The following is a 23,601-nucleotide window of genomic DNA, read 5'->3' on the forward strand; positions in this document are numbered from 1 at the left end:
GCCCCGACGATGGCGATCTCACCCACCGAGGTACGGCCCGAGCCGGCCTCCTTCCGCGACCCCGCCAACCGGGTCTTCCACGTCGGCGACGAGGTGCTGCGCGGGCTGGACCCCCAGGCTGCCGCGCACTGGCGGGCGCTGACCGGCAGCACGTTCTTCCCGGCGCTGGTCGCCGCGCGCAAGGTCTGCGCCACCGAGGACGCTCCGCCCACCCTGGTGCCGGCCGCGACCGGGACACCGTGGGCGGCCGTGCTGCGCCACGAGCGCATCCCGTTCGTCTCCCACCCGTACGAGTGGTCGTTCAGCATGCTGCGCGACGCCGCCCTGCTGCACCTGGAGATCCTGACCGCCGCGCTCGGCGAGGGTTTCACCACGAAGGACGGCTCGGCGTACAACCTCCAGTGGCGCGGCGCCCAACCGGTCTTCATCGACATCGGCTCCTTCGAGCCGATGCGTGACGGCGAACCGTGGGCAGGCTACCGGCAGTTCTGCCAGACCGTGCTCTACCCGCTGATGCTCACCGCCCACCTGGGCGTCGACTTCCAACCGTGGCTGCGTGCCCGGGTCGACGGCATCGAGGCCGACGAGCTACGGCCACTGTTCAACGGGGCCCGCCGGCTGCGCCCCGGCGTGCTGACCCACCTGCACCTGCACGGGGCCATGCAGCACCGCAACGCCGCCGCCAGCACCACTGAGGTACGCGACCAACTGCGGGCCGCCGGCTTCTCCCGGGAGCTGCTGCTCGCCACGGTACGCGGCATCGAGAAGCTGGTCGGCAAGCTGGACCGCCGCCCGCCCGAGAGCCACTGGTCGGACTACCAACGCACCTGCGGCTACTCGGCCCGCGACCGGGTGGCGAAGGAGCAGTTCGTGGCCGTCGCTGTCGCCGCCGGCACCCGCCCCCGCCTGGTGCTCGACCTCGGCGCCAACGACGGCCGGTACTCCCGGCTGGCGGCCGGGCACGCCGACTACGTGGTCGCCGTCGAGCAGGACCCCACGGTCGTCGACGAGCTGTACCGGCAGCTGCGCTCCGAGGGGCAGCGCCGCATCCTGCCGCTGGTGCTGGACCTGGCCGACCCCTCACCGGGTGGCGGCTGGCGGGGCGTCGAGCGGGCCGGCTTCGCCGAGCGGGCGTCCGCCGACGTGGTGCTCGCCCTGGCCGTGGTGCACCACCTGGCGATCGGGCGCAACGTGCCGCTGCCGGAGGTCATCGACTGGCTGGCCGGGCTGACCGCGCCGGGCGGCGCGGTGGTGGTGGAGTTCGTGCACCCGGAGGACCCGATGGCGACCCGGCTGCTGGCCAACAAGCCCGCCGGTCTCTTCCCGGACTACCGACGCGACGCCTTCGAGACGTTGCTCGCCGCCCGCGGACGGATCACCGATCGGCTGGAACTGCCCTCGGGAACCCGCACGCTGTACCGGACGGTGATGGGTGGCTGAACCGGCTTCCGTCGACCCGCCGGCCGCGGACCACCGGCCGCCGCCGGCCCCCGCACTGTGGGACCGGGGCTGGCGAGGTGAGCTGGGCCGGCTGCTGGAGATCGTCGCGCTGGTCGGTCTGGTGGTCACCCAGCCACTGCTGGACGTGCTCGGCCGCAGCCCCGACTTCTTCCTCTTCCACCGCACCGACCCGGCCCAGATCCTGCTGCTGCTCGCCCTGGTGACGGTGCTCCCCACGGCTGCGGTGGCGGTGCTCGGCGCGCTCAGCCGAGTGGCCGGCCGGACCGCCCGCGCCCTCGCCCACACCGGGCTGGTCGGGCTGCTGGTCGCCGCCCTCGCCGTGCAGGTGGGCCGACACGTCGCGCCACTTCGGGGCGTACCGCTGCTGTTGGTGGCCGTGCTGGTCGGAGCCGCCGGCGCGGCCGCGCACCGGCGGTGGCGGGCGCCGGGCCGGGTGCTGCGAGTGGCCGCCGCCGGCCCGGTGGCCTTCGTGGCGCTCTTCCTGCTCGCCTCGCCCACCTCGGCGGTGGTCCTGCCGCGCGGCGACGGCGGCGCGGCCGGCACCGCGCAGGGCTCGGCCGTGCACCCGCCGGTGGTCATGCTGATCCTCGACGAGCTGCCACTGGTCAGCCTGCTCGGCGCGGACGGGAAGATCGACGCCGGGCGGTACCCGCACTTCGCCGAGCTGGCCGGCGCCTCCACCTGGTACCGCAACTCCACCGGGGTCAGCGGATGGACGCCCAACGCGCTGCCGGCGATGCTCACCGGCCGCTACCCGGCCAAGCCGGTCGCCCCGCACTACTCGCAGTACCCGGACAACATCTTCACCGCCTTCGGCGGCCTGTACGACATCCGCGCCGAGGAGAGCATCACCCGGCTCTGCCCGCCCAGTCGCTGCGAGCAGCCGGTCACCCCCGAGCAGGGGCTCGGCGTGCTGGTCCGGGAGACCGGCAAGCTGCTCGGCCGGGTCGCCGGGCCCACGGAGAGCGCTGTCGACCCGGAGGACTCCTACCGCGAGCAGACTCGCGCCGAAGCCGGCCTGGACGCCGCCGAACCGGTGCCGGCCGACCCGAAGTTCCGCTGGGACAGCCTGGACGACAACCAACCGGCCCGGTTCACCAGCTTCCTCGCTGGGCTGAAGCCGACGACCCGGCCCACCCTGCACTTCCTGCACCTGCTGATGCCGCACTCACCGTGGGCGTACCTGCCGTCCGGGGCGCGCTACGACGCCCCCGAGGACCTGCCCAACGACGGTGCCGGGTGGGTCGACCTGGCCCGGCAGCGGCACCTCGCCCAGCTCGGCTACACCGACCGGCTCATCGGCGAGACGCTGCGGACGCTGCGCGCCAGCGGCCTCTACGACCAGGCCCTCGTCGTGGTGACCGCCGACCACGGGGTCAGCTTCCGCCCCGGCGCGCAGGGCCGGGGCATGGACGCCATCAAGGCCGCCGCCGGCGAGGTCGCCTGGGTGCCGACGTTTGTCAAGGAACCCCGGCAGCAGGCCGGCCGGGTGGACGACCGCAACTGGGAACACGTCGACCTGCTTCCGACAGTGGCCGACGAGGCCGGCGTCCGGCTGCCCTGGCGGGTCGACGGGCGCTCCGCCCGCCAGGCCCCCCGCACCGACGGCACGAAACACTTCTACGACCGCCCCGGCGAACCGGTCACCTTCGCCGGTGGCGTGCCCGCCCCGCCACCCCTGCCGACACCCCACCCCCTGGTCGGCACCGAGGTCCGCGCCGGCCCCGCCGCCGGCAGCGCCCGGGTCGCCGACCTGGCCGCGTTCACCGCCACGGACCCGGACACCGGCACCCTCCCGGCACTGGTCTGGGGCGACGTCCCGGACCGGATCCCGGACGGCACACTCCTCGCCGTCGCCGTCAACGGCCGCATCGGGGCCGTCGTCCCGGTGGTGCCGGCCGACCTCGGCGGACGCCGGTTCGCCGCGCTGCTCGCCGACGACAAGCTGTTCCACGCCGGCACCAACCAGCTCGACGTCTTCCAGGTCGCGACGGACGGTACGCTGCGACGCCTCAACCTGTCGTGACCTGGCTTGCGGGTTCGGTCCGGTCCGGTCCCGTCTGGCGGGATGCCGGGTTTCCCGGCCGCCCGGTCGGGAATCGGGTGACGCATACCTCACCGCCGAACCACGGCGGACGTTGTCCCCCGAGCCGCAATTACGGTAGAAGCGAAGGCAATTCAACGTAGATCTGCCGGCGAAGCGAGGAACCACATGACGGAAGTCAAGCTCGATCACCCCGGTGGGCAGCTGTCGATGCCGGTGCATCCTGCGGTCGAGGGCCCCGCCGGTGTCGGGGTGAGCAAGCTGCTGAAGGAAACCGGGATGACCACGTACGACCCCGGTTTCGTCAACACCGCCGCTGCCTCATCCGCGATCACCTACATCGACGGCGACGCGGGCATCCTGCGTTACCGGGGGTACCCGATCGAGCAGCTGGCCGAGAAGTCCTCCTTCCTGGAGGTCTCCTACCTGCTCATCTACGGTGAGCTGCCGACCGAGCAGCAGCTGACCGAGTTCACCGAGTGGATTCGGCGGCACTCGCTGCTGCACGAGGAGATGCGCCGCTTCTTCGACGGCTTCCCCCGGGACGCCCACCCGATGGCGGTGCTCTCGTCCGCGGTGAGCGCCCTGTCCACCTTCTACCAGGACAGCCTGGACCCGTTCGACTCCGAGCACGTGGAGATCTCCACGGTCCGGCTGATGGCGAAGGTCCCCACCATCGCCTCGTACGCGTACAAGAAGTCCATCGGTCAGCCGCTGCTGTACCCGGACAACTCGCTGGGGTACGTGGACAACCTGCTGCGGATGACGTTCGGCGTGCCGGCTGAGCCGTACGAGGTCGACCCGGTGATGTCGAAGGTGCTGGACATGCTCTTCGTCCTGCACGCCGACCACGAGCAGAACTGCTCCACGTCGACCGTCCGCCTGGTCGGCTCCAGCAACGCCAACCTGTTCGCCTCGGTCTCGGCCGGCGTGAACGCGCTGTTCGGCCCGCTGCACGGTGGCGCCAACCAGGCGGTGCTGGAGATGCTGCAGCAGATCCACGCCGGCGACGGCGACGTGCGGTCCTTCGTCCGCAAGGTCAAGGACAAGCAGGACGGCGTCAAGCTGATGGGCTTCGGCCACCGGGTCTACAAGAACTACGACCCGCGGGCGGCGATCGTCAAGAGGGCCGCGCAGGACGTGCTGGGCCGGATGGCCAAGCCCGACCCGCTGCTGGACATCGCCATGGAGCTGGAGGAGATCGCCCTCGCCGACGACTTCTTCGTCTCCCGTCGGCTCTACCCGAACGTGGACTTCTACACCGGCCTGATCTACAAGGCCATGGGTTTCCCGACCAAGATGTTCACGGTGCTCTTCGCGCTCGGCCGGCTTCCCGGCTGGATCGCCCAGTGGCGCGAGATGATCAACGACCCGGAGACCAAGATCGGCCGTCCGCGGCAGGTCTACGTCGGCTCCGCCGAGCGGGACTACGTCCCCTTCGGCGAGCGCTGACCCGCTCCTCGCTAAACGAGCAGGCCGTCGACCCCTCCGGGTCGACGGCCTGCCGCGTTTCCGCGCCCCGAGCTGTCCCCGGCATGAGTCGATCACGAACGGGTGACGCCGGGGCTCAGAAGGCGGAGATGTCCTGGGCCCGCTCGCTGCGACTCAGCGCGCTGATCAGCGCGGACTGGCCACGGCGGCGCACGGCCAGCCGGACCAGCAGGTCGCGTACGGGGTCGAAGACGTCCGCCGGGAACTCCGGCGTGGGCAGGCCGACGCTCACCGCGAGGTCGTCGGAATGGACCACGATCTCCAACTGGCGGGTGAGCAGGAACTCTCCGCGCGGAAGGGCCCAGCCCTGCCACGGGATCGGCACGACGTCACGAGCGGCACCCCGCGAGAGCAGGTCGCCGACCTCCGTCAGCGCCTGGGCGGAACGGGCGTGCAGATCGGCCGGCCCGCGTACGGCGTCGGCCTCGTCGGGGCCGGACGCGACTGTGTTCTTGTCCGGGGACCCCTCGGAGACCCAGGCGGCCCGCTCGTAGTGGTTGTCGGCCGACTCCAGGACCGGCAGGTCCGTCGGCATTGGCAGTAGCTCCGCCGCACGGACCGCCTGACGTCCCAGGTGGCACGCCAGCCCACCCACGGACAGGTGTGGCAGGGCGCTCGGGCTCGACCACCGCTCGGTCACCTCGGGGCGTCGAATCAGGTCCAACGCGATCGAGGCGGCGACCGGAAAGCTGGCATCCAGGGCGTCGACAGGACGAGACATCCGCACATTCTGGCAGCCCCGACCGACAGCCGCCGGGCAGCGCGGAGCGCTCGCCACAACAGGATCGACCCCGCCCGAGCCCGAGCCAGGCCCGAGTCCCGGCTGAACCGGAATCGGGCCTGGCTCGGGGAGGGGTCAGCGCAGGCCGGCGGCGGCGAGCAGGTTGCCCTCGGGGAGCGCCGGGAGGGCGCTACCCTGCGACATCCGCTGCTCGGCGCGCTCGGCGGTGAACGCGGCGTCGTGGTGGATGGCTGCGGCGTAGCTGGCGGCGGTGCGCTGGGCGATCGCGGCCCAGCCGTACTGGTCGTGGACCATCCGGCGGGCGCGGCGGGCCATGACGCGGGAACGGTCGGCGTCCGACAGCAGCGCGTCCACGGCGTCGGTGAGGCTGCCCGGGTCGTGCGGACGGAAGGTCATCCCGGTGACGCCCGGCTCGACGATCTCGCCGAGGCCACCGGTGGCGGCGACGGCCAGGGGAGCGCCGGCCGCGGCGCCCTCCAGTGCCACCATGCCGAACGGCTCGTAGATGCTCGGCACGGCGAAGCAGTCGGACGCGGCCATCAGCGCCGGCAGGTCGGTGCCGCCGAGGAAGCCCGGCATGGTGACCATGCCGCCGAGGCCGCGGCGGTGCACCTCGGCCTCCAACTCGGCGCGGTACGGGCCGTCACCGGCGATCACGGCACGCAGGCCGGGGTGCCGCTCGCGCAGCCGGGGGAGCGCGGCGATCAGGTGCTGGACGCCCTTCTCGTACACCAGGCGGCCGGCGAAGGTGACCAGCGGGCCGTTGCCGGCGAAGCGGGCGCGGGCGGCGGCCACGGCACGCGCGGGCACCCGCCAGCGGTGCGGCTCCACGCCGTTGGCGACCACGTCGACCCGTCCGGCCGGTACGCCGAACAGCGCGTTCACCTCGTCGCGCATGTACCCGGAGCAGACGATCACCCGGTTGGACTCGCTGCTGAGCCACTGCTCGACACCGTGGATGGTGCGGTTCATCTCCTCCGGCAGCCAGCCCTGGTGCCGGCCGGCCTCGGTGGCGTGGATCGTGCTGACCAGCGGGATGTCCAGGTGGTCGCGCAACGTCATCGCGGTGTGCGCGACGAGCCAGTCGTGGGCGTGGATGACGTCGTAGGTACCGGCCTGGGTGGCGCGCAGGGCGGTGCGGGTGAGGGTGTGGTTGAAGGCCATGGTCCAGGCCAGCAGGGAGCCGGTGGCGAGGGGGAAGGTGACCGGGTCTTCGGGGGCGCGCAGGATGCGTACGCCGTCGGCGTATTCCTCCAGGGGTGCGCCGTCGGAGTGGCGGGTGACGACGGTGACCTCGTGGCCGGCGGCGGCGAGGGCGACGGAGAGGGCGTGCACGTGTCGACCGAGACCGCCGACGAGCACCGGCGGGTACTCCCAGGACAGCATGAGGATGCGGCGGGTCTGCGGGGGCACCCCGGGGCCGGACTGCGCCGGCACGGGCGTGCCGGGCTGCGCGGTCGGACCGGGCTGCGCGGGGGGCCGGGAGGTCAGGGTGGGCCGGTGGGCCCGGTCCTTGGTGGCAGCGAGCTGCTCGTCGACCCGCACTGTCACATCAGTCTCCGTCCATGCATGGTGAGGCGCGCCGACGTCAGTGGCGGCGGAGCGAGAGGTGTAAGGGGTGGCGGATGGCCAGGCGGGCACGCGCGAACGCTTGTCCCCGGTCAAGGAAAGTGCATAGGACCCGAGAACGCACCTCGAAAAGGGCCATCGTGACGGAGGACACCCGATCGGTGTAGCGCGCATCAGACGGGCGGTTTTCGCCCGTCGCCTGAAAGGATGGATTGGCGCGCCCGGGCCGGGGGCACTACCTGCGTGCGCGCGGGCGATCTCGGCCGGTGCGCACATAACCATGGTCTAAGGAGCGACATGCAGGTCTGGCCGGGCGAGCGGTACCCCCTGGGCGCCACCTACGACGGAATGGGCACCAACTTCGCCATCTTCTCCGAGGTGGCCGAGCGGATCGAGCTGTGCCTCTTCGACGAGTGGGACACCGGTGCGGAGCGCCGCGTCGAGCTGCGCGAGGTGGACGCCTACGTGTGGCACGCGTACCTGCCGGGCATCGAGCCGGGCCAGCGCTACGGCTACCGGGTGCACGGCCCGTACGACCAGGCGAACGGGTTGCGCTGCAACCCGCACAAGCTGCTGATCGACCCGTACGCCAAGGCCATCGACGGTGACGTGGACTGGGACCCGGCGGTCTACGACTACGACCTCAACGAGCCGGAGCGCATGTCTGAGACCGACTCGGCGCCGTTCATGCCGAAGTCGGTGGTGGTCAACCCGTACTTCGACTGGGGCAACGACAGGCCGCCGCGCACCCCTTACCACCACTCGGTGATCTACGAGGCGCACGTGCGCGGGCTGACCATGCGCCACCCGGACATCCCGGAGGAGCTGCGCGGCACGTACGCGGGCATCGCCTCCCCGCCGATGATCGACTATCTGACCCGGCTCGGGGTGACGGCGATCGAGCTGATGCCGGTGCACCAGTTCATCCACGACAACCGCCTCGTCGACCTGGGGCTGCGCAACTACTGGGGCTACAACACCATCGGCTTCTTCGCCCCGCACCACGGCTACTCCGCGCTGGGCCGGACCGGCCAGCAGGTGCAGGAGTTCCGGGGCATGGTCAAGGCGCTGCACGCGGCCGGCATCGAGGTCATCCTCGACGTGGTCTACAACCACACCGCCGAGGGCAACCACCTCGGGCCGACGCTGAGCTTCAAGGGCGTGGACGCCCCGAGCTACTACCGGCTCAGCGAGGAGGACCCCCGCTACTTCGTCGACTACACCGGCACCGGCAACAGCCTCAACGTGCGCAGCCCGCACTCGCTGCAACTGATCATGGATTCGCTGCGGTACTGGGTGACCGAGATGCACGTCGACGGCTTCCGGTTCGACCTGGCGGCCACCCTGGCCCGCGAGTTCTACGAGGTGGACCGGCTCTCCACCTTCTTCGAGGTGGTGCAGCAGGACCCGGTGGTCAGCCAGGTCAAGCTGATCGCCGAACCGTGGGACGTCGGCCCCGGCGGCTACCAGGTCGGCAACTTCCCGCCGCTGTGGACGGAGTGGAACGGCAAGTACCGCGACACCGTGCGGGACTTCTGGCGCGGCGAGCCGGCCACCCTCGCCGAGTTCGCGTCAAGGATCTCCGGCTCCGCCGACCTCTACCAGGACGACGGCCGCCGACCGTTCCACAGCATCAACTTCGTCACCGTGCACGACGGCTTCACCCTCAACGACCTGGTGTCCTACAACGACAAACACAACGAGGCCAACGGCGAGGAAAATCGCGACGGCGAGAGCCACAACCGGTCCTGGAACTGCGGGGTCGAGGGCGACACCGACGACGAGGCGGTCCTCGCCCTGCGGGCCAAGCAGCGGCGCAACTTCCTGGCCACCCTGATGCTGTCGCAGGGCGTGCCGATGATCGGCCACGGTGACGAGTTGGGCCGCACCCAGCACGGCAACAACAACGTCTACTGCCAGGACAGCGAGCTGGCCTGGGTCGACTGGGACAACGCCGACGAGCAACTGCTGGACTTCGTCCGCACGCTCACCGCGTTCCGCAAACGACACCAGGTGTTCCGCCGTCGCCGGTTCTTCACCGGGCTGCCGGTGAACGGACGCGGCATCGACGAGCCGCTGCCCGACCTGGCCTGGTACACCCCCGACGGGCGGGAGATGACCGGCGAGGACTGGGGCAACGACTTCGGCCGCTCGGTGGCGCTCTTCGTCAACGGCGAGGGCATCCGCGAACGCGGCCAGTACGGCCAGAAGCACCACGACGCGTCGTTCCTGCTCTGCTTCAACGCCCACGACGCGCCGCTGGACTTCACCATGCCCGGCAGCGACTACGGCCAGAAGTGGGAACGGGTGATCAGCACCGCCGAACCCGAGCCCGGCGACGCCACGGTGATCAGCGCGGGCGGCACCATCCGGGTGCCGGACCGCTCCCTCGTCGTGCTGGAGAGGACGAACTGACATGCCGGCCACCCCTCCCACTGCCACCTACCGCGTCCAGGTCCGCCCCGGCTTCGACCTGGACGCCACCGCCGCGATCGTCGACTATCTGGACGACCTCGGCGTCAGCCACCTCTACAGCGCCCCGCTGCTGACCGCCACCCCCGGCTCCCAGCACGGCTACGACGTTGTCGACCACCGGGCCGTCAACCCGGAGCTGGGCGGGGAGGCCGCCCGCCAGCGGCTGCTGACCGCCCTGCGCGACAAGCAACTCGGCCTGGTCGTCGACATCGTGCCCAACCACGCCGGGGTGGCCGTCCCGGCCGCCAACCCCGCCTGGTGGGACGTGCTGCGCCGGGGGCGCGACTCGGCGTACGCCGACTGGTTCGACATCGACTGGGACCGGGGCCGCCTGCTGCTGCCGGTGCTGGGCGACGATGAGGCCGCCCTCGACGACCTCAAGGTGGTCGGCGGGGAGCTGCGCTACCACGAGCACCGCTTTCCGATCGCCGACGGCACCGGCGACGGCAGCGCCCGCGAGGTGCACGACCGGCAGGACTACGAGCTGGTCTCCTGGCGGCGCGGCGACGCCGAGCTGACGTACCGCCGGTTCTTCGCCATCGCGGGCCTGGCGGGTCTGCGGGTGGAGGACCCGGCGGTCTTCGCCGCCACCCACGAGCTGATCCTGCGCTGGGCCGCCGCCGGGGAGGTCGACGGCATCCGCGTCGACCACCCGGACGGCCTGCGCGACCCGGCCGGCTACCTGGCCCGGTTGCGGGCCGCCGCGCCCGACGCCTGGCTCGTGGTGGAGAAGATCCTGGAGTACGGCGAGGAGCTGCCGGACTGGCCGGTGGACGGCACCACCGGCTACGACGCCCTGGCCGCTGTCGGTGGGCTCTTCGTCGACACCGACGCCGAGGGTGACTTCACCGCGCTGGACAACCGCCTCACCGGGCAGCACACGTCCTGGGAGGACCTGACCCACACCACCAAACTGGCCGCCGCCACCCAACTGCTCGCCGCCGAGCTGACCCGGCTGGCCGCCCTCGCCCCCGAGGTGCCCACCGAGCAGGCCCGCGCAGCGCTCGCCGAGCTGGCCGCAGCGTTCGCCGTCTACCGGGGCTACCCGCCGCACGGCGCCCGGCACCTCGCCGCCGCCCGCTCCGAGGCCGGCCGCCGCCGCCCCGACCTGGCGGGGGCCCTGGACGCGATCACCCGCCGACTGCGCAACCCCGACGACGAGCTGGCCCAACGGTTTCCGCAGCTCACCGGCGCGGTGATGGCCAAGGGCGTGGAGGACACCGCGTTCTACCGCTGGACCCGGTTCGTGGCGCTCAACGAGGTCGGCGACAACCCCGCCCACTTCGGGGTGCCGCCGGCGGAGTTCCACCGCTTCGCCGCCGCCCAACAGGTCCGTTGGCCGGCCAGCATGACCACCCTCTCCACCCACGACACCAAACGCGGCGAGGACGTCCGCGCCCGCCTCGCCGTGCTCAGCGAACTGCCGGGCCGCTGGGCCGAGCAGGTCAAGACCTGGATGGAGTACGCGCCGCTGCCCGACCCGGCCTTCGCCCACCTGCTCTGGCAGACCGCCGTCGGCGCGTGGCCGATCGAGCGGGAACGGCTGCACGCGTACGTCGAGAAGGCCGCCAGGGAGGCCGGGGCCTCGACCAGTTGGGCGGACCCCGACCCGGCCTTCGAGCAGGCAGTGCACGCGGTGGTCGACCAGATGTACGACGACCCGAGCCTGCACGACGAGCTGACCGAACTCGCCGCCGCCATCGCCCCGGCCGGCTGGTGCAACTCGCTCGGGCAGAAGCTGATCCAACTCACCATGCCCGGGGTGCCGGACACCTACCAGGGCACCGAGCTGTGGGACAACTCCCTCGTCGACCCGGACAACCGCCGCCCGGTCGACTTCGACGTACGCCGAGAGCTGCTGGCACGCATCGACGGCGGCTGGCGTCCCCCGATCGACACCGACGGAGCGGCGAAGCTGCTCGTCGTCTCGCGGACCCTGCGGCTGCGGCGGGCGCACCCGGAGCTGTTCACCACCTACCGACCGGTGCCCGCGCACGGGCGGGTGGGCCGGCACGTGGTGGCCTTCGACAGGGGCGGCGCGATCGCCGTGGCGACCCGGCTGCCGCTGGGCCTGGCGCGCGCCGGTGGGTGGTGTGACACAGCTCTGTCACTTCCCGTTCACGAGATGAAGGACCTGTTCACCGGCCGGGTCTACAGTGGCGGGGAGACCCCCCTGGACGACCTTCTGGCCGACTATCCCGTGGCTCTGCTCACTCCTTCCACCGCTTCCGTGGAGGCTGCGTGATGACCGAATTCAGCGTGTGGGCGCCAGACGCCGAGCGGGTGCGGCTGCGCCTGGCCGACGACACCGACCACGAGATGCGCGCCTCCACCGACGGGTGGTGGCGGGTCGAGGTGCCCGACGCCGGCCTCGACTACTCCTTTCTGCTGAACGACGACGAAACCCCACTGCCCGACCCCCGGTCACCGTGGCAGCCTGCGGGAGTGCACGGGCCGAGCCGCCGCTACGACCACGCCGACTTCGCGTGGTCCGACAGCGCGTGGACCGGCCGGCAACTGCCCGGAAGCATCCTCTACGAGCTGCACATCGGCACCTTCACCCCGGAAGGCACCTTCGACGCGGCCATCGACCGCCTCGACCACTTGGTGTCCCTGGGCGTCGACCTGATCGAGCTGCTCCCGGTCAACGCCTTCAACGGCGAACACAACTGGGGGTACGACGGCGTCTGCTGGTACGCCCCACACGAGCCCTACGGCGGCCCCGACGGCCTGAAACGGTTCGTCGACGCCGCCCACGCTCGCGGTCTGGGGGTGATCCTCGACGTTGTCTACAACCATTTCGGGCCCTCCGGGGCCTACGCGCCGCGGTTCGGGCCCTACCTCGCCGAGCAGAGCAACAGTTGGGGTCGCTCGATCAACCTGGACGGCCCGCACTCCGACGAGGTACGCCGCTACATCATCGACAGCGTGCTCATGTGGCTGCGCGACTACCACGTCGACGGGCTGCGCCTGGACGCCGTGCACGCCCTGCACGACTCGCGGGCCGTTCCCATCCTGGAAGAGCTGGCGGTTTCCGTCGAGTCGCTGTCGACGCACCTGGGTCGGCCGTTGTCGCTCATCGCCGAATCCGACCTCAACGACCCGCGGGTCATCACCCCGCGCGAGGCTGGCGGGTTCGGTCTGCACGCCCAGTGGAACGACGACGCCCACCACGCGCTGCACACGCTGCTGACGGGGGAGCGGCAGGGGTACTACGGGGACTTCGGTTCCCTGGAGACGTTGTCTGATGTGCTGACCGGCGGGTTCTTCCACGCGGGGACCTGGTCGAGCTTCCGGAACCGTCATCACGGGCGGCCTGTTGATCCTCGGGTGCCGGGGCACCGGTTCGTGGCCTACCTGCAGAACCATGACCAGATTGGGAACCGGGCTACCGGGGATCGGATCTCTGCTTCTCTGTCGCCGTCGCTGCTCCGCGTTGGGGCTACGTTGCTGTTGACGGCGCCGTTCACTCCCATGCTGTTCATGGGGGAGGAGTGGGCTGCCTCTACGCCGTGGCAGTTCTTCACCTCGCATCCGGAGCCGGAGTTGGCCTCCGCGGTGCGGACGGGACGGCGGCGGGAGTTCGCCGCGCACGGGTGGCCGGAAGGGGACGTGCCCGATCCGCAGGACCCGGAGACGTTCGTGCGGTCGCGGTTGGACTGGGCGGAGCTGGACAAGCCTGAGCATGCTTCGATGCTGGCGTTTTACCAGCGGTTGATCTCCTTGCGTCGGTCTCTTCCTGATCTCTCGGATCCTCGGTTGAACGCTGTCTCTGTGCAGCATGGGGACCAGTTCCTGGTGATGCGGCGGGGGGACACGCTTGTGGTGGCGAACTTGGCTGGGCGGGGGCAAGGGGTGTCGCTGCCTGGGGTGGCTCGGCGGGTGCTGCTGGCTACGGGGGAGGGCGTCACCGTGATGCGGGACCGCATCCAGTTGCCGGCAGAGACTGCGGCGATCGTGGCGCTCTGAGGGAGCGGGTGCTCAACAGCCATCTCGGTCGCGTCCAGGCGCGCGGTGTGGTGGCCCGCGGTGGGATCCGTCGATGAGCGAAGGTGACGACCGGCGCCTTTCAACGTGCTCACCGCTTGGCGGGAAGCGGGATAGGTGCACGGCCGCCCTCCGGCAAGGTGTGCCGACGTCGTCAGTTCCGAGCCGGCGCCGCCGCATAGACTCTTGCAGCGGACGGCGCGATGGCCGCCTGCTTGGCCGGCACTCTCGCGTGCCGTCGGGAAATCATGGCCGTCGACATATTGACGGATGACGGGCGGCGCATCTTCCAGCGTGCGTGCTTCGAACGGGCGTCGATGAACGGCCAGACCCGTCGCGACGGTTCTCGGGGCACTCAGCGTCGTCACTAGGACGCGCTCTTTCGGTGTACCGTCCAAACCTGCGGGGCAGCACGGCGTCGCCGCTGTCCTGGTCCTCACCTGGAGGGTGGCGAAGGCATGGTGACGAAGCCGGACACCATCGGTGCCAGGATCCGGTACTGGCGGATGCACCGTGGCGGTATGACTCAAGCCGTCCTTGCTGGGCTCGCTGGCGTCACTCAGTCCTACGTGTCGCAGATCGAGTCGGGTCGCAAGACCATCGACCGTCGCTCGACTCTGGTGGCTCTCGCTGCCGCGCTCCAGGTCACGGTGGCCGACCTGCTCGGCCAGGGCACCGAGTCCGGCGATCCGGCCCGCGAGAGCGCCGCCGAGTGTGTCCCGGCGATCTGGTCGGCCCTGATCGAGATCGAGGACGGCGAGCGCCGTGCGTCGACCTACACAACGGAACGCCTGACGGCCGAGATCGCCCGCGCCGAGCAGCTTCGCACCTCCTGCAACTACCCGGCGATGGCTCGTATGCTGCCCAGCCTCCTGCTCGAAGCCGCCGCCGTGGGCGGCAGCCTGCTCGTCCAGGTCGCCTACCAAGCCGCCACCTGCCTGCGGAACCTCGGCTACCGCCACTTGGCCCTCAACGCCGCCCGGTTCGCCGGGTCGGTCGCCGAAGACCCAGCATGGATCGCGGCCTCCCGCTTCGCCTATGCGCAAAGCCTGCCGATCGAATCCGCACCGGTCGCGGCCCGTGCCGCCGACCGGTCACTGACCGAGCTGCAAGCTGACGCCGCCGACGAACGGGTGCGACAGATGCTCGGACAGCTCCACCTCTCGGCCGCACTGACATCGACGGTCAGCGGACGATTGGATGTGGCTCGCGATCACCTTGCCGAGGCAGCGCGCGAGGCGGCAACACTCGGGGATCCCGTCGACGGGGCCGGCTTCAACGGCTGTGGGTTCGGCCCAACCAACGTCGGGCTTTGGGAGATGTCCATTGCGGCCGAGCAGGGCGATTCCGGTCGGGTCATTGAGCTGTCCCGGACGGTCCGACCGCAGGTGCTTGCAGCGTCGATCCGCCAGCAGTCCTACTGGCTCGACCTAGGTCGAGCCCTTGCGGACGGCGGTCGCCGAGACGTTGAGGCGCTGGCCGCATTCGTCCGAGCCGAACGGGCCGCGCCGGTACCGTTCGCGATCAATCCTCTCGCCCGCGATGCCGTGGTGACCCTGGCCCAGCGCGCCCAGCGCCGAGCCATCCCCGACGAGCTGCGTCTGTTCGCCGGCCGCATCGGCATCAACCTGGCCGCATGACTGGAAGTTGTCGAGCCTTCGAGCGGTTCTGCCCTGACATTCGGCTTCGGAGCTGAATGTCCCGTCCGGACGGACGTGGTCGCCGTCATGCTTAATTGCACCAGCGAGGCGCATGTCCAGATTGACTTGGCATCTACGCCGGGCCGTGCTTGTGCTCATGACCTCGCGGCTTCCGCACGCTGTCCACCCCCGGGGCACTCCTCAGGCGGGGCGTAGGCACGAATGGTGCCGTTGTGCCGCGCAACTCTTCCGTCAGCGGTGAGGGCTACGGTGCGTTTACAGACGGGGCACCGGCCCCGCAGGTGCTGCGAGCGCTGAGTCACCTTGCCTCCCCAGGTGGGTCGTTGCGCGTCTTCACTTTCATCCGCCCGGCGATGCCGCCCATCATTGCCGATCGAGGCTCGGAAGCGCGCTGACCACGGAAGGTGCCAGACCCGCCCGGACGACGTCGAGCTTCACTGATGTGGCGCTCTGCGGGGTGTAGCGTCCAACCATGCGGGCGCAGCACTCCGACGCCGCAATCCAGTCCTCTACCTGAGGGTGGGCGTAGGCATGGTGATGAAGCCGGACACCATTGGTGCCAGGATTCGGTACTGGCGGATGCGCCGGGGCGGGATGACGCAGGCCGTTCTCGCTGGCCTCGCGGGCGTCACCCAGTCGTACGTGTCGCAAGTCGAATCGGGTCGTAAGACAGTCGACCGCCGCTCCACACTGGTCGCTCTTGCTGCCGCGCTCCAGGTCACGGTGGCCGACCTGCTCGGCCAGGGCACCGAGTCCGGCGATCCGGCCCGCGAGAGCGCCGCCGAGTGTGTCCCGGCGATCTGGTCGGCCCTGATCGAGATCGAGGACGGCGAGCGCCGTGCGTCGACCTACACAACGGAACGCCTGGCCGCCGAGATCTCCCGCGCTGATCAGCTCCGCAATGCGTGCAACTACCCGGCGATGGCTCGCATGCTCCCGAACCTGCTTCTCGAAGCCGCTGCCGTGGGCGGGGCCGCGCTCGCTCAGGTTGCTTACCTAGCCTCCACCTGTCTTCGGCACCTCGGCTATCGCCACCTGGCCCTCAACGCCTCCCGGATATCCGTATCGGCTGCTGAGGACGTCGAAGATCGAGCGTGGATCGGCGCATCCCGGTTCATCTACGCGCAGAGCCTGCCGATCGAGTCCGCGCGCTTGGCAGCCAGAGTCAGTGACCGCTCGCTGGTGGAGCTTCAGGGAGACGCCGCCGATGTTCGGGTGCGGCAGATGCTTGGTCAGCTCCACCTCATGGCAGCGCTCGCCTCGACCGTGGACGCTCGCCCGGACATTTCCCGCGACCACCTCGCCGAGGCGGCACGGGAGGCTGCGAGTCTGGGAGATCCGGCGGACGGTGGGGGCTTCAACGGCTGCTGCTTCGGGCCAACCAATGTGGGTCTCTGGAAGATGTCCATCGCGGCTGAGCAGGGCGAGTACGGCAAGATAATCGAGCTGTCCCAGACGATCCGCCCGCAGGTGCTCAAGGCGTCGAATCGCCAACTGTCGTACTGGCTCGACATCGGGCGAGCGCTGGCGGACGGCGGTCGTCGGGACTCCGAGGCCCTCGCCGCATTCATCCGTGCCGAGCGGGCCGCGCCGATCCCGTTTGCCATCAACCCGCTGGCCCGCGATGCCGTGGTGACCCTGGCGCAGCGCGCCCAGCGCCGAGCTATCCCCGACGACCTGCGCCTGCTCGCCAGCCGTATCGGTATCACCCTGGCCGCATAACTGCCAGTAATCGCCCCGTCACCAATCTGCCCTAGTGTCCGGTTTTGGGGCGTGAGCACGTCCTGATGGCCTGGGACGGTAGCGGTTGATAGTGAGCCTCCCGGGCCTCGACCGGAGGAGGCGGGGATGAGCGGTCAGGACGACAACGCTCCGGAGAACACGGGTGAGGCGGCCGAGCGGGAGGCCGCCAAACAGCGCCTCCTGGTCCAGGCCGAGGCGGAGCGCGTACCCGTGGAGGACACGACCCGCGCGGTCCCGGACCGGCGGTGGCGGCGTGACCAACGATGACGTCCCGATCGGCCGCCGGGTGGCCCGCTGGCGGGTGCGGCGGTCGATGACGCAGCAGATGCTTGCGGACCGGCTGCGCAGGTCGAAGAGTTGGGTGGACAAGGTGGAGCGGGGCGTGCGCGCCCTGGACCGGTACTCGGTGATCCAGGAGTTGGCCCACGTCCTGCGCGTCGACCCGGAGGTGCTGCTCGGCCAGCAGCCCAGCACCCGGGCGGGCACCCCGGACGGGGTGGACGACATCCGAGCCGCGCTCGCCCGCTACGACACCCCGCAGGCCCAAGAGCAGACGAAAGCAGAAGTAAGGAGGCAGGTCGGCTACGCCTGGTTGAGCTACCAGCACGCGCACTACGGGCAGTTGGTGCGAATCTTGCCGGGCCTACTGGACGCCGTCCAGGGTGTGCAGACACCAGAGCTGCTGATGCAGGCGTACTGGATCACTTCGTCGCTGCTGGTGAAGCTCGGCGAGGCCGACCTCGGCTGGCTGGCCGCCGACCGGGCGATGTCCGCCGCCGGCGACGACCCGATCCTGGCGGCAACGGCGGCCATCTCGGTAGGCCAAGCGCTCCGCGCACAGGACCGCAACCACCTGGCCCTGGCCGCGCTGCTCCCCGCCGCGAACCGCATTCTCCCGGCCCCTTCCCACCTGGCTGATCATGGGGTTGGCGGGGTTCGGGGAGATCAAAGCGCCCGTCAACCTCATGATCAACGAAGCGAGGGTGAGCCGGCCCGGCAGCGGTCGGCGGGGGAGTGGGCCGTGGGTGGGGCGCTGCTGCTCCAGGCCGCCCTCGCCGCCGCCGGCTGCGGCGACACCCGCCGCGCCGACGAGCTGATCGATCGGGCACGCGGGGGTCGCCGCCGGGCTGAGGGGGTACGACGATGTGCACCGGACCAGCTTCGGGCTAATCGCCGTCGAGATGGCGCGGGTGCTGGTGGCGGCGCAACGGGGTCAAGCCGTCGAGGCACTCCAAAGGCATTCGACAGTGGTGCGGCGGGAGGCGTGGCGGCGGTTGCCGGCCGAGTGTCGGGGCGCGTACCTGGTGGACGTCGCTCGGGCGCACCTGCAGGTGGGTGACCTGTGCGGGGCCGCGCGGGCCCTGGTGGACGCGGACAGTGTCGCGCCGGCCGAGGTCCGGTGTCGGCCTCTGGCGCGTACCGTGATCGCCGATGTTGCCCGCGCGCAGCCGGCGCCGGCCGGCGTGGTGCGACTGGCGACGTTGGTCGGCCTCACCCGCTGACTGGACGGCTGCGCGACCGCACTCTCACAGGCCGTGCTTGTGATTATCCCGCCAACGGGCACCGAGGCCATCACCATGCTTGATGCGCATCCTCTTACCGGAAGGCGGATCCTGATGATGCGCTGATGCGCGGTCCTGACCCCGATGCCCGACATCGCGGTCAGGACCACAGCCCGGGTCCTGCTCCACCGGCGATGGAAGCAGCTTCGCCGCCCCGGCCACCTCGCCTACTGCGGGCCCGCCCCGGTGATCCCACGACCTGCCACCGGTACAGGCCTCGGCGGGTTAATCCCGCCGCGGACTCACAGAATCGTTGTCAGCACGCCCCCATCGACGCGTACCGCCGATCCGTTGATTGCGGACGCGGCGGGACTGGCGAGGAAGGTCACGGTGTTTGCGATCTCACTTGGTTCGATGAAGCGCCCCAGCAGGGAGGTCTGGTTGGCGCCGATGATCGCCACTTTCAGGTCGTCCTCCAGCAGGGATTGGGCATCGGCCAGCGACTTGACCGTTTCGGCGACGCCGGCGGAATATGTGGGGCCGCCCAGCACCGAGTTAACGGTCACCGCAGTGCCCTTCGTAAGCTTCGCCAGGCCGTTACCCACTGCGAGCATCGCCGTCTTGGACGTGCCGTAGTGGAGCATATCGGCGGGGATGTTGACGCCCGACTCGCTGCTCACGAACACGATCCGGCCCCACCCCCGATCGAGCATTGCCGGCATGAGGTGCCGCGCAAGCCGGACCCCGCTGAGCACGTTCACCTCGAAGTAGAGCCGCCATTCCTCGTCGGAAATGAGTTCGAAAGGTTTGAGCTCAAAGAGCCCGACGTTGTTGATGAGAATGTCAACGCTGGGCAGTTCGTCGCACAGCCTGTCGACGTCATCGGCAATCGAGAAGTCGGCTTGGATACCAGTGACGGATACGCGGGGCGCCTCCTGGCGCAACACTTCGACTGCCTCGGCCAGCTTTGCCGGGTCGCGGCCGTTGAGGACCACGTCGACGCCCTCGCCGGCCAGGGCCTTCGCGGTTGCGTAACCGATGCCTTGACTGGATCCGCTGATGAATGCGGTCTTGCCGCTGAGCTGCAGGTCCACGTGCTGTTCTCCTAGTGAGTGGTCGTCGACCGGTGCACCTGCCGCAAGTCGGCAGGCGCTCCTCTCGACCTTGCCGCAGACCGATGAGCATCTGATCAGCACCGCATGAGTGGCTGACGCTGGTGTGGTCGGACCGTTGGTACCCGCGGCCACGGCCAATTGATCCACCTGCGAGGAACGTCCCGCCTCGGGGTTCCTGGGTCTTTCGTACCGGTCCGCGGTGATGACCCACCCACAACCGGGCGCTCCGCATGGCGGCCACGGATACCGCCTCCGCACTCCACATTGTGGGTCGGAGCCGTTGTGAACGACGCTGGTTTGGCCGGATCGATCATCCGCTCCTCCGCCATCGCCCAGGATCACCTCGTCGCTGCTGGTGAAGCTCGGCGAGGCCGACCTAGCCTGGCTGGCCGCCGACCGGGCGATGGCCGCCGCCGGCCGGCGTGGCGCGACTCGCCACGCTGGTCGGGCTCACGAGCTGAAAGGTCGCCGTCCCTGCTATGCGCGGCCGACCCAGGTGGCGACGCACGCCTCGTTGCCCTCGGCGTCGGCCAGGACCCACCACATGGGTGCGTGCGCGTCGGAGACCAGGTGGCCGCCGGCGGCCAGGGCGGCGGCGATGCGGGCCTCTGCCTGATCGTGCGGGACGGCTATGTCGAGGTGCATGCGGTTGCGCTGTGGGCGCGCCTCGTCCGACGGTTGCAAACCGAAGCCCGGGCCGCGGCGCGACGGATCGAACAGGTAGTCGTCGCCGATCTGCCGATAGCCGAGCAGCGCCTGCCAGAACGGCAGCACGTCCGCGCCGGCGAGTGCGTCAAGGGTGACGTTGATGAGTTGTACGGCGGTCGGGTCGGCGGAGAGGCCCAGCTCCTTGGCGGCGGCCGAGATGCGCCGGGCCAACGCGATGTCGCGCCGAGTCAGGCTCACCGTGACGCCGGTGCCGCGCAGGTCGACGATGAGGTGTTGCTGCTGGGCCTCGTCGGTTAGTCGGCCAACCTCATCGACGAGCGCGACGGCCGTGGACAGCGAGTCGGTCGGGAAGTAGGCCGAGACCAGATGGTAGAGGCAGCGCCAGTCCTCGACACCGTCGGCCGCGTGGAACTGCGCGGCCGTGATCTGCCCAGTCATGGCAGCGAACCTAACATCGGCGGCGCGCGATGGCCTGCGCCCGCTCGCGTCCCCTGCGCCCCCGCCATCGGCGTAACGCACTCATAGTGAGTCAGCTTCTCAGCAGGTTACGGTTCGGCCCGTGCTGCAGGTGCTTGTCAGCGGATGCTTGCAGGGGCGGGCGCTGCGTTACAACGCGACATATGTGCCGGTGAACTCGCTGATCTGGGACCGCTGGTCGGCCGAAGGACGCCTCGTGCGGTTCTGTCCGGAGGTCGCGGTGGGATTTCCCATTCCTCGCCCGCCCGCCGAGATAATAGGCGGGAGTGCGGGGGGCGTTCTCGCGGGTTCCGCGCGGGTTGAATAAGCCACCGGCGCAGACGTAGCCAACCTGTTTAGGCTCGCCGCTCGACGAGCACTGGATCGGTTGGTAGAGGCAGGCGTCGCGCTCGCGATCCTTGTCTACGGCAGCCCAACCTGCGGCAGTAGCGTGATCTACGACGGCTCGTTCACCGGCCGTACCGTACCCGGACGGGAGTAGCCACAGAGGAACTGCTACGTCACGGCATACCGGTGTTCCACGAGGGGCAGCTTGCGCAAGCCGCGGCGATGCTCGCTGGCCTGGAGAAGTCGGAGCGCTGCACCGGGTAGCGAGTCCAGCGCCGTCAGCGGTCGGTAAGTCGGCCACAGGTCCGGAAGCTGTCTCTCATCTTTCACGACCACCGTGCACATTCGACGTCGAGGCGTGGGTCGGTGCGTACCCAGACTTCGCCCCCGGCGGCCTCGGCCGGGGCGTCGACCCGTTCGAGGCCGAGGAATTCGATCAACTGGAGAAGTTCGGCTCGGTCAACGTCGACATCGTGCGAGGCGAAGAAGACGTAGTGCTTGTCGCTCAGGTCGACGCTGCCCGAATCTGCCCAGATCCGGCCGACTTCTTCGATCGCCGCTGCCTCCGCCGTGATCGTGGCGGCGCGGGCGGCACCGCGGGCCTCCGGCGATGCGTCGAGGTCGGAGAGGTCGGAGAGGTCGGAGAACCACTGTCCGGAGTGGTCGAGGCCGGCATATCCGTTCTCGAAGAACAGCATCGCGCTCGGAAGGTAGTGGTTGGCCCTGTCGACCCGGAGGTGTTCCGACCGAGGTTGGTCCGCATCCTTGATCCGGGAGATCACACCCCGGAAGAGCGCAGAGAACGCTACGTAGGCCTCCTGGGGTCGCCCACCGAGACGTGTTGATCGTTGCCATCACCGACAGCGAAGACGAACTGCTTCGGTCCGGGACTGTAGGGGCGGGCCATGTACGTCCTTCATTCACGTGTGACAGATCCGCCAGCGAAGTGGATCGAGGGGACATGTCCGCAGCCCTGATCAGAGGCGTGCTGTGCGCGCTGGCCCCGCGCGAGCGACCAGCCGCCCGCAAGCCCTGAATCAAACCGCGATCGAGCGGGGTTTCCGGGAACGTGAGATTCGGGCATGTACCTGGGCACTGCTGGAGGGGAGATTCGGCGATGCTGGTAACTGGTTATCTCGGCGCGGTGCTCATCGGTGCCCTCGTGGGCCTGCTCGGCCGACTCATCCTGCCGGGGAGACAGCGGATCGGTTTCTTCGCCACGTTCGTCATCGGCGTCGGCTCGGCGGTGCTGGGCACCGTGGTCGCCAGGGCGCTTGATATCGACGACGGAGCCGGGGTGAAGGTGTGGGTGCTGCGCTGGGACTGGGTCGTGCTCGCGATCCAGGTCGGCGTCGCGATCATCGCCGTGGCGCTGGCGAACATGCTTACCTTCACCCGGCTTGCCGGCGGCGACGAGAAGCCCCGTCGGCGGGCCCGCCGCAGCCAGGCCAAGAGCTGAACGGGCGGGAGTGGGCGAGCCATCCAGGTGGGCCGCAACGTGCGCTCTGACCGACCTACCCGCCGGTCGCGGCTTGTCTCAACTCGTCGCCAGCGCGCGTCGGCCGTTGGCGAGCCGGGCGCTCTTGGCCTGTTCGTAGCGTTCGATGTCGCCTGAGCGGCTCGCGATCGTGCGCCGCTGGTGCTCGACCATCGTGGCTTGCCAGATCGTCACGAGATCCGTGCGGTCCTTGCACGCTACGTCGGCCACCGCGGTCCGGCGCTCCACGTCGCTGGGATGGTCGGTGCTCCACCGTGGGTCGTCGTTGGCCTGCCACGGGTCGGCGTAGGCGAACCCCTTGCCGGCCATGCACGTCGACCAGGCCCGGAACCCGGCCTGAACGCGCGCGTCCTGCTCTGCCTGTTGGCCGGCCCGCAGGGCCAGGTCGTACAGGAGCGTCTCGCCGACCGGTGGCGCGCCCTCGGTCAATCGCCGGTTCGCCTCGCCGAGGCAGCCGCCCGCAGGGATCCGGCCGCCGGCCGGCTCGGGTCCGTCGGCGCCGAACCGGGTGCCGCTCAGCGCCAACGCCGTCCTTTCCGGAGGCGGTGCAGGCTTGCCCTCAGCCACCTCACCGCCAGGTGCGGGGCGGTAGCCGAGGCGCTGCGCCTGGTCGTGCTCCACCAGCCCGTACAACCCGTCGCGCGTGGCGGCCGGGTCGGTGTGGTGCGGTTCCGGCGGCCGGTAGGAGATGCCGAGCCGACGCATGCAGGCCACGACCAGCTTCGCCTCGGCCCGCTGGAGAAGCAGGTCCTCGTCCCCGGACGGGAACAGCCGATCCAACGGAAGGCTCATGGTCGCCACGGGTGATGGCCCTGCGGGCCGCTGCGCGGGCCCGCTCGG

Annotated in this window: 17 protein-coding genes and 1 pseudogene; 12 read left to right on the forward strand and 6 right to left on the reverse strand. The window is 70.2% G+C overall.

What is annotated here, in order from left to right; translation table 11 throughout:
* The first annotated feature begins 9 nt into the window (after nucleotides 1–9).
* From ABZ794_RS31315 to ABZ794_RS31325, 3 genes are all read left to right on the forward strand, one after another.
* Nucleotides 10–1,440: a methyltransferase domain-containing protein gene (locus ABZ794_RS31315; RefSeq protein WP_210784223.1), complete on the forward strand. Its 1,431-nt coding sequence runs from the start codon at nucleotides 10–12 to the stop codon at nucleotides 1,438–1,440.
* A 55-nt stretch (nucleotides 1,441–1,495) separates the two neighbouring features.
* On the forward strand, nucleotides 1,496–3,487 hold the full coding sequence (locus tag ABZ794_RS31320) for a sulfatase-like hydrolase/transferase (RefSeq protein ID WP_247669486.1): 1,992 nt from the start codon (nucleotides 1,496–1,498) through the stop codon (nucleotides 3,485–3,487).
* A gap of 186 nt (nucleotides 3,488–3,673) precedes the next feature.
* On the forward strand, nucleotides 3,674–4,957 hold the full coding sequence (locus ABZ794_RS31325) for a citrate synthase (protein WP_357518956.1): 1,284 nt from the start codon (nucleotides 3,674–3,676) through the stop codon (nucleotides 4,955–4,957).
* 115 nt (nucleotides 4,958–5,072) lie between these two features.
* On the opposite strand, the gene ABZ794_RS31330 is transcribed toward ABZ794_RS31325, so the two are convergent.
* Nucleotides 5,073–5,717, reverse strand: coding sequence for a maleylpyruvate isomerase N-terminal domain-containing protein (locus ABZ794_RS31330; protein WP_210784227.1), 645 nt, complete (start codon nucleotides 5,715–5,717; stop codon nucleotides 5,073–5,075).
* 135 nt (nucleotides 5,718–5,852) lie between these two features.
* Nucleotides 5,853–7,124, reverse strand: a complete 1,272-nt coding sequence (locus tag ABZ794_RS31335; protein WP_357519002.1) for a glycosyltransferase family 4 protein — start codon at nucleotides 7,122–7,124, stop codon at nucleotides 5,853–5,855.
* Nucleotides 7,125–7,604: 480 nt separating this feature from the next.
* Between ABZ794_RS31335 and glgX the strand changes: the two genes are divergently transcribed.
* The 7 genes from glgX (at nucleotide 7,605) to ABZ794_RS31370 (ending at nucleotide 18,512) form a co-directional block, all read left to right on the forward strand.
* The gene (gene glgX, locus ABZ794_RS31340; protein ID WP_357518958.1) at nucleotides 7,605–9,722 is read left to right on the forward strand and encodes a glycogen debranching protein GlgX; all 2,118 of its coding nucleotides are present in this window, start codon (nucleotides 7,605–7,607) and stop codon (nucleotides 9,720–9,722) included.
* A 1-nt stretch (nucleotide 9,723) separates the two neighbouring features.
* A complete protein-coding gene (gene treY / locus ABZ794_RS31345; protein ID WP_357518960.1) occupies nucleotides 9,724–12,027 on the forward strand; it encodes a malto-oligosyltrehalose synthase in 2,304 nt (767 codons plus the stop codon).
* Nucleotides 12,027–13,751, forward strand: coding sequence for a malto-oligosyltrehalose trehalohydrolase (gene treZ, locus ABZ794_RS31350; RefSeq protein ID WP_357518962.1), 1,725 nt, complete (start codon nucleotides 12,027–12,029; stop codon nucleotides 13,749–13,751). The genes treY and treZ overlap by 1 nt, the downstream gene beginning before the upstream one ends.
* A gap of 476 nt (nucleotides 13,752–14,227) precedes the next feature.
* Nucleotides 14,228–15,409: a helix-turn-helix domain-containing protein gene (locus tag ABZ794_RS31355; RefSeq protein ID WP_357518964.1), complete on the forward strand. Its 1,182-nt coding sequence runs from the start codon at nucleotides 14,228–14,230 to the stop codon at nucleotides 15,407–15,409.
* 558 nt (nucleotides 15,410–15,967) lie between these two features.
* Nucleotides 15,968–17,152, forward strand: a complete 1,185-nt coding sequence (locus tag ABZ794_RS31360) for a helix-turn-helix domain-containing protein (RefSeq protein WP_357519004.1) — start codon at nucleotides 15,968–15,970, stop codon at nucleotides 17,150–17,152.
* Between the two features lie 126 nt (nucleotides 17,153–17,278).
* Nucleotides 17,279–17,440 (forward strand): hypothetical protein, encoded by a 162-nt coding sequence (locus ABZ794_RS31365; RefSeq protein WP_210784242.1) that lies wholly within the window; start codon nucleotides 17,279–17,281, stop codon nucleotides 17,438–17,440.
* Nucleotides 17,427–18,512 carry a helix-turn-helix transcriptional regulator gene (locus ABZ794_RS31370; RefSeq protein ID WP_357518967.1) on the forward strand — a complete coding sequence of 362 codons (1,086 nt, stop codon included), beginning with the start codon at nucleotides 17,427–17,429 and terminating at the stop codon, nucleotides 18,510–18,512. The genes ABZ794_RS31365 and ABZ794_RS31370 overlap by 14 nt, the downstream gene beginning before the upstream one ends.
* 465 nt (nucleotides 18,513–18,977) lie before the next feature.
* Here the strand turns inward: ABZ794_RS31370 and ABZ794_RS31375 are convergent, their stop codons facing one another.
* Both ABZ794_RS31375 and ABZ794_RS31380 read right to left on the reverse strand, forming a co-directional pair.
* The gene (locus tag ABZ794_RS31375) at nucleotides 18,978–19,769 is read right to left on the reverse strand and encodes an SDR family oxidoreductase (protein WP_357518969.1); all 792 of its coding nucleotides are present in this window, start codon (nucleotides 19,767–19,769) and stop codon (nucleotides 18,978–18,980) included.
* Nucleotides 19,770–20,267: 498 nt separating this feature from the next.
* A complete protein-coding gene (locus ABZ794_RS31380; protein WP_357518971.1) occupies nucleotides 20,268–20,897 on the reverse strand; it encodes a VOC family protein in 630 nt (209 codons plus the stop codon).
* 190 nt (nucleotides 20,898–21,087) lie between these two features.
* On the opposite strand from ABZ794_RS31380, the pseudogene ABZ794_RS31385 reads away from it, so the two are divergent.
* A pseudogene (locus tag ABZ794_RS31385) lies at nucleotides 21,088–21,417 on the forward strand (2-thiouracil desulfurase family protein).
* 172 nt (nucleotides 21,418–21,589) lie between these two features.
* On the opposite strand, the gene ABZ794_RS31390 reads toward ABZ794_RS31385, so the two are convergent.
* Entirely contained in the window at nucleotides 21,590–21,961 is a 372-nt protein-coding gene (locus ABZ794_RS31390; protein ID WP_357518973.1) for a hypothetical protein, read from the reverse strand.
* Between the two features lie 419 nt (nucleotides 21,962–22,380).
* Between ABZ794_RS31390 and ABZ794_RS31395 the strand changes: the two genes are divergently transcribed.
* A complete protein-coding gene (locus ABZ794_RS31395) occupies nucleotides 22,381–22,722 on the forward strand; it encodes a GlsB/YeaQ/YmgE family stress response membrane protein (protein WP_357518975.1) in 342 nt (113 codons plus the stop codon).
* Between the two features lie 78 nt (nucleotides 22,723–22,800).
* Here the strand turns inward: ABZ794_RS31395 and ABZ794_RS31400 are convergent, their stop codons facing one another.
* Nucleotides 22,801–23,553 (reverse strand): hypothetical protein, encoded by a 753-nt coding sequence (locus ABZ794_RS31400; protein WP_357518977.1) that lies wholly within the window; start codon nucleotides 23,551–23,553, stop codon nucleotides 22,801–22,803.
* Nucleotides 23,554–23,601 lie beyond the last annotated feature (48 nt).

This window comes from Micromonospora sp. NPDC047187, assembly GCF_040643355.1.
In the GTDB taxonomy this organism is placed as follows: Bacteria; Actinomycetota; Actinomycetes; order Mycobacteriales; family Micromonosporaceae; genus Micromonospora; species Micromonospora salmantinae.